Raw genomic sequence first — 10,064 nt, forward strand, 5'->3', positions numbered from 1 at the left:
CACGAGGGTGGTCTTGCCCGCGCCGGTCGGACCGACGATGGCGACGGTCTGCCCGGGCTGAGCCGAGAACGAGAGCCCCTCGATCAGCGGCTGCTCCGGGTCGTACGAGAACGAGACGTCCTGGAACTCGACGTGGCCGTCGGTGCGCTCGGGGAGCGAGTCGGTGACGGTCTCGGCGTCCTGCTCGTCGGCGTCGAGCAGCTCGAAGGTGCGCTCGGCCGAGGCGACGCCCGACTGCAGCATGTTGGCCATGCTCGCCAGCTGGGTCACCGGCTGCGTGAACTCGCGCGAGTACTGGATGAACGCGGTCGCGTCTCCGAGGGTCAGCTGCCCCGAGGCCACCCGGAGGCCGCCGACGACCGCGATGAGGACGTAGGACAGGTACGACACGAAGGTCATCGCGGGCATGATCATGCCGGACACGAACTGGGCGCCGAACGAGGCCGTGTAGAGGTCGTCGTTGCGCCGGTCGAACTCCTCGAGCATCTCGCGGTCGCGGCCGAAGGCGCGGACGATCTCGAGACCCGAGAAGGACTCCTCGATGTGGCCGTTCAGTGCGCCGGTGTTCTTCCACTGCGCGGCGAACAGCTTCTGCGAGCGGGCGCCGATGACTCCCGCGATGACGCCGGACAGCGGGAGCGAGATCAGGGCGATCAGCGCGAGCTGCCACGAGACGATGAACATCATCGCCGCGATGCCGATGATCGTCAGCACCGACTGCACGAGCTGCGAGAAGGCCTGCTGGAGCGCCGTCTGGATGTTGTCCACGTCGTTGGTGACGCGCGACATGACGTCGCCGCGCTGACGGGTGTCGAAGTAGCGGAGCGGGAGGCGGTTCAGCTTGGCCTCGATGTCCTGCCGCAGTCCGTAGACCACGCGCATCACGAGGCCGTTGAGGAGGAACCCCTGGGCCCACATCAGCACCGAGGCGACCACGTACATCAGCAGCACGATGATGATGAGCCGGCCGAGCACGACGAAGTCGATGCCCTCGCCGGGGACGATGTCGGTCTTGGAGAGCATGTCGGCGAACGTGCCGTTGCCCGAGGCGCGCTGCTGCTCGATGATCTGCTCGAGCGGCACTCCGGCGGGGAGCTGCGATCCGATCACGCCGTTGAAGATCGTGTCCATCGCCTGGCCGAGGATCTTGGGCGCGATCACGGTGAGGACGACCGACGCCGAGACCAGCGCGACGACCACGATCATCCGGGCCTTCTCGGGGCCGAGCAGGCTGAAGAGCCGCTTCGCGGAGGGCCAGAAGTGCTGGGCCTTGCGGGCGGGCGGCCCGTCGCCGAACATGCCGCCGTCGGCCTCGCCGGGCTCGTACTCGGGTGCGAGCGACTCCGGCTCGGCCGGCTGCTCCTCCACTGTGTCGCGGACGCGCGCCATCTCAGGCCACCCCTTCGGTGCTCAGCTGCGATTCGACGATCTCGCGGTAGGTCGCGTTCGTCTCGAGGAGGTCGTCGTGGGTGCCGCGGCCGACCACGCGACCGGCGTCGAGCACGACGATCTGGTCGGCGTGGCGGATGGTCGACACGCGCTGCGCGACGATGATCACGGTCGCGTCGGTGGTCGCCGCGGCGAGGGACTCGCGCAGTCGCGCATCGGTCGCGACATCGAGCGCCGAGAACGAGTCGTCGAAGAGGTAGACGCGGGGCCGGGCGACGAGAGCCCGCGCGATGCAGAGCCGCTGCCGCTGACCGCCCGAGACGTTCGTGCCGCCCTGCGAGACCGGCTCGTCGAGACCGTGCTCCTTGCTGCGGACGAAGTCCTCGCCCTGGGCGATGCGCAGGGCCTCCCAGAGCTCGGCGTCGGTGGCCTCGGGCCGCCCGAAGCGGAGGTTCGAGGCGATCGTGCCCGAGAAGAGGTAGGGGCGCTGGGGCACGAGGCCGATGACCCGGGCGAGCTGGGCGCGGTCGAGGGAGGAGACCGGCACTCCGTCGATCGTGACCGACCCCTCCTGCGGGTCGAAGAGGCGCGGCACGAGACCCAGCAGCGTGGTCTTGCCGGCACCGGTCGAGCCGACGATCGCGGTCGTGCGACCGGGCTCCGCGACGAGATCGACGCCCGACAGCACCGGCCGCTCGGCACCGGGGTAGCCGAAGACGACGCCGCTGAACTCGACCCGGCCGGTGGTGGGCGCGTCGGCGCCGCCCTCGGGCGTGGTGAGGCTGGTGCGCGTGGTCAGCACCTCGTCGATCCGCTCGGCGCAGACCACCGCGCGCGGGATCATCATGACCATGAAGACGCCCATCATCACCGCGGTGAGGATCTGCAGGAGGTACTGCAGGAACGCGGTCAGCGAGCCGATCTGCATCTGACCCGCGTCGACGCGCTGGCCGCCGAACCAGAGCACGGCGGCGGTGGCCAGGTGCAGGATCATCATGATCGCCGGGAACATCAGCACGAAGATGTTGCCGACCTTGATCGACACCTCGGTGATCGCGGCGTTCGCGCGGCGGTAGCGCTCGGACTCGAACGGCTCCCGCACGAAGGCGCGCACGACGCGGATGCCCGTGATCTGCTCGCGCAGCACCCCGTTGATGCCGTCGATGCGGTCCTGCATGAGGCGGAACAGCGGCAGCAGGAGGAAGACCAGCACGCCGACGACGACGAACAGCACCGGCACCGAGACCCAGACCAGCCACGAGAGGCCGACGTCCTCGCGGAGCGCGAAGACGATGCCTCCGATGCACATGATCGGGGTCGAGACCATGAAGTTGAGGGTCATCAGCACGAGCATCTGCACCTGCTGCACGTCGTTCGTGCCGCGGGTGATGAGGGTGGCCGTGCCGAATCGGCCGACCTCGAGCCCGCTGAGGGAGTCGACGCGGCGGTACACGTCGCGACGCAGGTCGCGCCCGACGGCCATCGCGGTGCGCGCGCCGAAGTAGACGCCCCCGATCGCGGTGACGACCTGCACGAGGCAGACGCCGAGCATGGTCACGCCGGTCGACCAGATGAAGTCGGTGTCGCCGGTGCCGATGCCCTGGTCGATGATCTCGGCGTTGAGGCTCGGCAGGTACAGCGCGGCGAGCGTCGAGATCAGCTGCAGCACGACGACCGCCGCGATCCAGCGGGAGTAGGGCTTCGCGTAGGACGACGCGAGTCGGAGCAGGATCACGGGGTTCCTCGAGACAGGGATGGGGAGTGCGGGGAGGGGCGACGGGCCGATCCGGAGGGACGGCTCGCCGTGATCGGAGGATCCCGTGCGGACGGCGACGGGAGGAGGAGCGGCGACCGCGGGCGGCGGCGCCGGGGACGACGCGGGTGGCGCCGATCGGGACGGCGCACAGACAACCATCGACCACCGACACCGGTTGCGCAATCCGTCGGGCGGATGACCGACGGGCGGGCCGCACCCGCCCGCCCTCCGCCGCCCGCACCGTCCTGTCGGCGGCGGCTCCTACACTTCGAGGATGCGCATCGCCACGTGGAACGTGAACTCCATCCGGGCCCGCACGGGCCGCGTCGTCGACTGGCTGGTCCGCGAGGACGTCGACGTGCTCGCCATGCAGGAGCTGAAGTGCAAGCCCGAGCAGTTCCCGCACGAGGCCTTCGCCGAGGCGGGATACCACGTCGAGATGGCGGGGATCAGCCAGTGGAACGGCGTGGGCATCGCCTCCCGCCTCCCGATGGAGGACGTGCAGGTCGGCTTCCCCGGCATGCCCGGCTTCGCCAAGGCGCCCTCCGAGGACGGCTCGTTCCCGCTCGAGGCGCGCGCGATCGGCGCCACCGTCGACGGCGTCCGCGTGTGGAGCCTCTACGTGCCCAACGGCCGCGCCGTCGGCGACCCGCACTACTTCTACAAGCTCGAGTGGCTCGCCGCCCTCGAGGCGAGCACCCGTGAGTGGCTGACCGCGCAGCCCGATCTGCCGCTCGCGCTCGTGGGCGACTGGAACGTCGCTCCGCTCGACAGCGACGTCGGCGACCCGTCGCTGGGCCCCGGATCCACGCACGTCTCGATCCCCGAGCGCGAGGCGTTCGCCGCGTTCGAGGCCGCCGGACTGAGCGACGTCGTGCGCCCGCTCGTGCCCGAGGGCTACACCTACTGGGACTACAAGCAGCTGCGCTTCCCGCGCAACGAGGGCCTCCGGATCGACTTCGTCCTCGGCTCGCACGCGTTCGGCGAGCTGGTCACGGCCGCGTCGATCCACCGCGACGAGCGCAAGGGCGACGCGCCCAGCGATCACGTCCCCGTGGTGGTCGACCTCGATCTCGAGACGACCCTCGACGACGACCGGCCCATGATCTTCTGACGATGGCCTCCTCGAAGAAGAAGCGGGCGCGCGCGGCCGCGAACGGCTCCTCCTCCGCTCGGCCCGCGGCACCGCGCCCGGCCGCCAGGCCCGGCCCTGCCGGGGCCGCGCACGACGAGCTGCGGACCGACGCCTACCGCACCGTCCGCGAGGTGCTCGAGGCGGGGCGCCCGCGGCGCCGGCGCTGGGACCTCGTGCTCTCGATCCTCGGCTGCCTGGGGCTCGGACTCGTGGCGGTCGTGCTCGGCTACCTCGCCGCCGTCCTCTCGGTGTTCCCCGCGCAGTGCGAAGGGCAGAACATCGCGTGCGACTTCGACCGGATCGACTGGGGCGTCTCGCTCGCCCTGCTCGGTCCGCCGGTGCTGACGCTGATCGCGGTGGCCGTGACGGTCGTGCGCTACCTGGTGGGCCGCCGGGCGTTCTGGGTGCCGATGGTCGGCTTCGCGCTGTGCGTCGGCACGGCGTTCCTGGCGTCCTGGCTGGTCACGAGCGCGATCCCGGGGTCGGCTCTGGCCTGAGCGGGCCGGGAGCGGGAGGCGGAGGTCCTCGGGGAGGTGGTCTCGAGACGCCCCTGCGGGGTTACTCGACCAGCAAGGAAGGCGGGATCCTCTTCAGCAAGGAAGGACAGGATCCTCTCCAGGCAGGTGAGCGGACGACCCAGGGGTCAGCCGGCGCAGCTCGGGTCGGGGACGAGGGTGACGTCTGTCGCGTTGATCATCGGGGTGACGCGCACGGCCTGCTCGCCGAAGCCGGCGGCGGCGCCCGCGGTGAACGTGATCGTGGCGGTGGCCGACTCGCCGGGCGACAGCTGCACGGCGACCTTCGAGACCGGTCGACCGAGGTCGTCGGTCGTCTGCACGACGTCGCCGAGCTCGGAGCCCCAGCTCGCGTCGGCGACGGTCGTGGTCGTGCCGGGAGGGCCGTAGACGTAGACGTTCGTGACGAAATCGCCGAGGTCGAACCTGCGGCCGCCGTTCGCCGCGACGTAGGCCGGCAGCGTGCGCGCCACCTTCTCGGTGATCGTGTTGGTCAGCGTCACCTGCGTGGTGAACGTCGCTCCGGAAGCGGCGCAGCGGTTCGCGCTCGACTGGGTCACGGCGGTGTCGAGGTAGTAGTCCATCTTCGAGCCGATGGACGCGTCCTGGAAGAAGACGCCCGTCGTGGTCGTGGCGTCGTTGGTCGTGGGCAGGATGCCCGCGATCGGGGTCGGAGCGAGGAGCGCCTGCTCGTCGGGATCCGTGCTGTACGCGAGGATCCGGCTCTCCTCGACCGACTTCACGATCGCCGGGAGCATCAGCGTCGGCTCCATCTCCCCGCTGAGGATCTTGCCGAGCACCGTCGCGCTCGCCTCCGAGAAGAAGGCGTCCGTCTTCACTCCGACCGTCTCGGTCGGATACCGGAAGTACACCTCGTTGAGCAGGGTCGAGACCGTGTTCTCACTGGTGAGCTCGGAGCCGTCGGTGAGAGTCACCGGACCGGTGGAGTCGAGGAGGTAGGACAGCGCGACGGGATCGATCGCGAGCACGCCGTCGATCTTCTGGTCGGGGAACTTCTGCGCCCAGAACTGCGTCGCGATCGAGGAGGCGGTGGGGAAGTCGGGACGGCTGGTCGAGACGTTGAACGTCGTCGCCAGGTTGCCGCCGAAGGTGTCGAGGGCGCTCCGATCGACGTCCACGGACTCGAGCCCGCCGAAGTCGCGGCTCGAGAGCTGCTCCGTGATCGAGATGGCGCCGGCGTCGGCCTGGAGCAGCATGACCGAGGAGGCGCCGCCTCCCAGCGCCTGCGCCTCGGCGAGGTTCTGGAACATGACGAGGTAGTTGCGCGGTCCGCTCGCACCGAGCGCGTCGGGGAGGATCGCGGTGATCGGCTGGACCTGGTCCATCGCCTCGGTCGCGGTCTCGAGCTGGGGGGCGAAGGCGTCGAGCGCCTCGGCGACCTGCGGTACGAGCGCGCCGCGGTCGATCCCGTCCACCCTCTCGCTCGACTCGTCGACGACCTGCTTCGCGACGTCGATCCTGGCCGAGAGCTCGGTGATCGCGGCGAGGTCGACGCGGCCGTCGACCGGCTTGAGGACGTCGAGCGAGGTCCCCGAGAGCGGAGTGACGATCTTCGAGGAGACGTCGTCGGCGATCTCGGTCGCCGCGCGCACGGCCGAGAGGTTCGGGCCGAGGATCGGGACGACCTCCATCACGCGCCAGACCGGGTCGTCGGTCTCGTCGCGCGCCTCGCCGGTGAGGGTCGCGATCTGCCCGGAGGTGGCCTGCGCACCCGCCGTGTCGAAGCCGGTGAGCTGGTCGGCGGCCTGCGAGACGAGCGGGATCGCCGACGTGAGCTTGTCGCGCACCGTCATCGCCTTGTCGTACGTCTGGACGGCCAGCAGGACCGCGACGATCGCGCCGATCACGAGCACCAGGAGGATGTTCAGCGTGATCCACAGTCCGCGGCGACGGCGGCGCGGGGCACCGGAGGCGCCGCGAGGAGAGGTCGTCGTGGTGGTCATTCGGAAGAGCCTAAGCGACCGTCGGCGCGGGAGTCGTCGCGCGACTGCCCCCCATCCGTCCTGCGACAAGGCTGCGGCGCCTCCTGCGGACTACTTGACGGCACCGGCGGACAGCCCCCTCTCGAAGAACTTCTGGAGCGACAGGTAGGCGATCACGATCGGCAGGCAGATCAGCACCAGGGCGGCGAAGATCTTGGGCTGGTCGGATCCGTAGGTGCTCGTGAAGTACAGCGGAACGGTCGTCACGGTCTGGAGCGACGGGTCGGGGAGGAACAGCAGGGGCAGGAAGAACTCGTTCCAGGCCTGGAGGAAGGACCAGACGATCAGGACCGCCGTGATGGGCTTCGCGAGGGGCAGCACGATCCTGATCAGAGCGCCGAAGCTGGTGCACCCGTCGAGGCGGGCGGCCTCGAGGATCTCCTCGGGGATGCCCTCGATGTAGTTCCGGGTCAGGAGCAGCGTGAACGGGATGATCGTCGTCGCCAGGGGCACGATGACCGCGATGTGGGTGTTGAAGAGGTCCAGCTGCTGGACCATCGCGAACAGCGGCACGATCAGCGCGATCGTCGGCAGTGTGAGCCCGATGAGGACCGCGCTGTAGAGGAAGCCCTTCACCGGGAGGTCGAGCTTCGCGAACGCGTACGCCGCGAGCATCGTGCAGACGTAGACCAGGGCGATCACGCCGGCCGAGATGATCAGGCTGTTCAGCAGGGATCTCAGGAACGGGGTGCGCGTGAGGACGGCGAGGTAGTTCGCCGCCGCCCCCTCGCCCTCGAAGGACGTCGCGACGATGGCGATCAGGGGGAGCAGGAACGGCACCGCGACGGCCGCCGCGGCGAGCTGGCACAGGACGCGGACGAGCGTCGACGGTCGACCGAGCACGGTCAGTCCTCTCGGGGTCGGGTGGCGCGGATCTGGAGGGTCGTGAGCGCGAGTGCGATCACGAGCAGGAGGACCGAGAGCGCGGCGGAGTAGCCCGCGTGGTACTGCTCCACGACCTGCTTGTAGAGATACGTGGTGAGGAACTCCGTGCTGCGGCCGGGACCGCCCCCGGTCGTCAGGTACACGAGGTCGAAGGTCTTGAGCGCCCCGATGCACCCGGTCAGCGCGAGAGTCGCGTGGGTGCCCGCCAGCTGCGGCAGGAGGATCCGCCGCACGATGGCGGGTCCTCCGGCTCCGTCGATGGCCGCCGCCTCGAAGAGGCTCTGGTCCAGCTGGGAGATGGCCGCCTGGTAGAGGAGGAAGCTGAAGCCGGTCCACTGCCAGATGTTGATGGCGGCGATCGAGTAGAGCGCGAGGTGCGGATCGGCGAGCCACGCGACCTCGGAGTCGACGCCGACACTCCGCAGGAGCCCGTTGAGCGCCCCGTCCGGGCTGAGGATCTCGCGGAACGCCGTCGCGACGGCCGCCGGCGCGAGCACCACGGGCAGGAACATGACGATCTTGTGGAGTGCCGCCGCCCGGACCGCGTCGGTGGCGAGCAGGACGGCCATGACGAAGCCGATCGCCATCTGTACGACGATCGTGATCACTCCGAAGACCGCCACGTGCCCGAGCGAGGCCCAGAACACCGGATCGTTCGCGATGTCGATGTAGTTCTGAAGGCCGACGGAGCGCCGGGAGTCGTCGATCCCGTTCCAGTCGAGGGTCGACACCCAGCCCGTGAACCCCGTGCCGACGTAGACGAACCCGACCACCAGCAGCAGCGCCGGGAGGACGTACAGCAGGGCGGTGAGCGAGCGCCGGGGCGCGGTGCCCGTCGTCGTCACGATCTCGTTCGCGGCCACCGTCGCCTACCGGTCCAGGGCGTCGACGGCCCGCTGGACGGACGCCGCGGCGTCCTCGGCGCTCGACTGCCCGCTCGCGACGGCCGAGAGGGCCTGCCCGAGTGCCGTCTCGACGTCGGAGTCCTGGATCTGGCGGGCGCCGCTCAGGTCGGCCAGCTGCTCCGCCGCGCCCTCGAGTGCCGGCTTCTGCAGCTCGGGAGCCACCAGGCCCTCGGTGTCGACCGGGACCGAGGCCAGAGCAGGGGTCTGCAGCGTGTCGGCGATCCTCGTCTGCGCGGTGGTGCTCGCGGTCAGCCACTGCACGAGGGTGAAGGCGGCGTCCTGGACCTCGCTCTTCGCCGAGACGGCCCAGCCGACGTCGGGGCCGCCGAAGAGACGCCCGGTCTCCTCCGCACCGCCGACCACGTCGGGGAACGGGACGGGGAGGAAGACCTGCGAGGCGACCTGCTCGCCGTACGTGGCCGTGAGGGTCTCGAGGGTCGCGGCCGACATGCGGTCGCTGTTCCAGGTGCCGAGCGCGATCATGGCGGCCTCCCCCTTGAGGAAGGCGTCGTTCGCATCCGGGTACTGGGTCTGGCCGAGGGCACCGGCCTGCACGACGCCGTCGTCGAAGAGCCGCTTCCAGGCCTCCAGCGCGGCGATCATGTCGGGGCCGTCGAAGGACTCCTCGCCGCGCAGGGCCTCCGAGAAGAGGCCGGGGGCGACCTGATCAGCGAGGGCGTGGAACACGTCAATGTTGGCCCAGTCGTCCGCTCCGCCCTGCACGAAGCAGGTCTTCCCGATCGCCTCGACCTTCGCGCAGACGTCCTTCCACTCGGCGAGCGTCGTCGGCGCGGTCGCACCCGCCTGGTCGAGGAGGGTCTTGTTGTACCAGAGCAGTCCGCCGGCGGTGATCATCCACGGCAGGGCGACCTGCTCGCCGTCGACCGCCAGCTGATCGGTCTCGAGGAGGAGGTCCTGCCAACCGGCGCCGAGCCCCTTCTCGGCGAGCGGGGCGAGATCCGCGGTGAGGGGGGCGAACTGCGTGGTGAGCGCTCCGACCTGCACTCCGAAGACGTCCGGGCCGGAGTCGCTCGTCGCCGCGAGGCGGACGGCGTTGACGTAGTCGCTGTACTGGATGAAGCGGTGCTCCACCGAGATGTCGGGGTGCTCGGCCTCGAACGCCTCGATCCAGGGGCCGGCCGTGGTCTCGTCGGGGTTCCACGACCACCACTCGACGGTCGTGGTGCCGTCGGCGTTCGTGGTCGGGGCGTCGGTCGAGCAGGCGGCGAGGCCGAGGGCGAGGGCCGTCGCGGTGCTCAGGGCGAGCACGCGCCGGGCGGTGCGGATGCGGGTGTCGGTGGTCATGGTGTCTCCGTTACTTCGTCGTAGGGATGGCCGCGGGGGGTCGTGGACGGGTGGGGTGTCAGGTGCGCAGGGCGTTCGGGATCCAGAGCATGCTCGGGCGCTCGACGAGGGCCGTGACCCACTCGGCCGTGTCGCGGCCGACAGGAGGGCGCCGCAGCGCGAGCGAGAGGG

At 70.2% G+C, this 10,064-nt stretch carries 8 protein-coding genes; 2 read left to right on the forward strand and 6 right to left on the reverse strand.

Annotation, left to right across the window (positions count from 1 at the left end; all coding sequences use genetic code 11):
- On the reverse strand, positions 1-1,389 hold a 1,389-nt coding region (locus tag ASF46_RS19810; protein ID WP_327205470.1), incomplete at its 3' end, for an ABC transporter ATP-binding protein.
- A gap of 1 nt (position 1,390) precedes the next feature.
- On the reverse strand, positions 1,391-3,124 hold the full coding sequence (locus ASF46_RS16865; protein ID WP_056868717.1) for an ABC transporter ATP-binding protein: 1,734 nt from the start codon (positions 3,122-3,124) through the stop codon (positions 1,391-1,393).
- Positions 3,125-3,419: 295 nt separating this feature from the next.
- Here ASF46_RS16865 and ASF46_RS16870 point away from each other — a divergent pair, with 295 nt between their 5' ends.
- Together ASF46_RS16870 and ASF46_RS16875 are read left to right on the forward strand one after the other, a co-directional pair.
- Positions 3,420-4,259: an exodeoxyribonuclease III gene (locus tag ASF46_RS16870; RefSeq protein WP_056868718.1), complete on the forward strand. Its 840-nt coding sequence runs from the start codon at positions 3,420-3,422 to the stop codon at positions 4,257-4,259.
- Positions 4,260-4,261: 2 nt separating this feature from the next.
- Positions 4,262-4,777, forward strand: coding sequence for a DUF6264 family protein (locus ASF46_RS16875; RefSeq protein ID WP_056868719.1), 516 nt, complete (start codon positions 4,262-4,264; stop codon positions 4,775-4,777).
- Positions 4,778-4,923: 146 nt separating this feature from the next.
- On the opposite strand, the gene ASF46_RS16880 is transcribed toward ASF46_RS16875, so the two are convergent.
- From ASF46_RS16880 to ASF46_RS16895, 4 genes are all read right to left on the reverse strand, one after another.
- Positions 4,924-6,759: a DUF4012 domain-containing protein gene (locus tag ASF46_RS16880; protein WP_056868720.1), complete on the reverse strand. Its 1,836-nt coding sequence runs from the start codon at positions 6,757-6,759 to the stop codon at positions 4,924-4,926.
- Positions 6,760-6,849: 90 nt separating this feature from the next.
- Positions 6,850-7,641, reverse strand: a complete 792-nt coding sequence (locus tag ASF46_RS16885; RefSeq protein ID WP_056868721.1) for a carbohydrate ABC transporter permease — start codon at positions 7,639-7,641, stop codon at positions 6,850-6,852.
- A gap of 2 nt (positions 7,642-7,643) precedes the next feature.
- A complete protein-coding gene (locus tag ASF46_RS16890) occupies positions 7,644-8,546 on the reverse strand; it encodes a carbohydrate ABC transporter permease (protein ID WP_056868722.1) in 903 nt (300 codons plus the stop codon).
- 6 nt (positions 8,547-8,552) lie between these two features.
- On the reverse strand, positions 8,553-9,893 hold the full coding sequence (locus ASF46_RS16895) for an ABC transporter substrate-binding protein (RefSeq protein ID WP_056868723.1): 1,341 nt from the start codon (positions 9,891-9,893) through the stop codon (positions 8,553-8,555).
- Between the last annotated feature and the right edge of the window lie 171 nt (positions 9,894-10,064).

It is taken from the genome of Rathayibacter sp. Leaf296 (genome assembly GCF_001423045.1).
Lineage (GTDB): Bacteria > Actinomycetota > Actinomycetes > Actinomycetales > Microbacteriaceae > Rathayibacter > Rathayibacter caricis.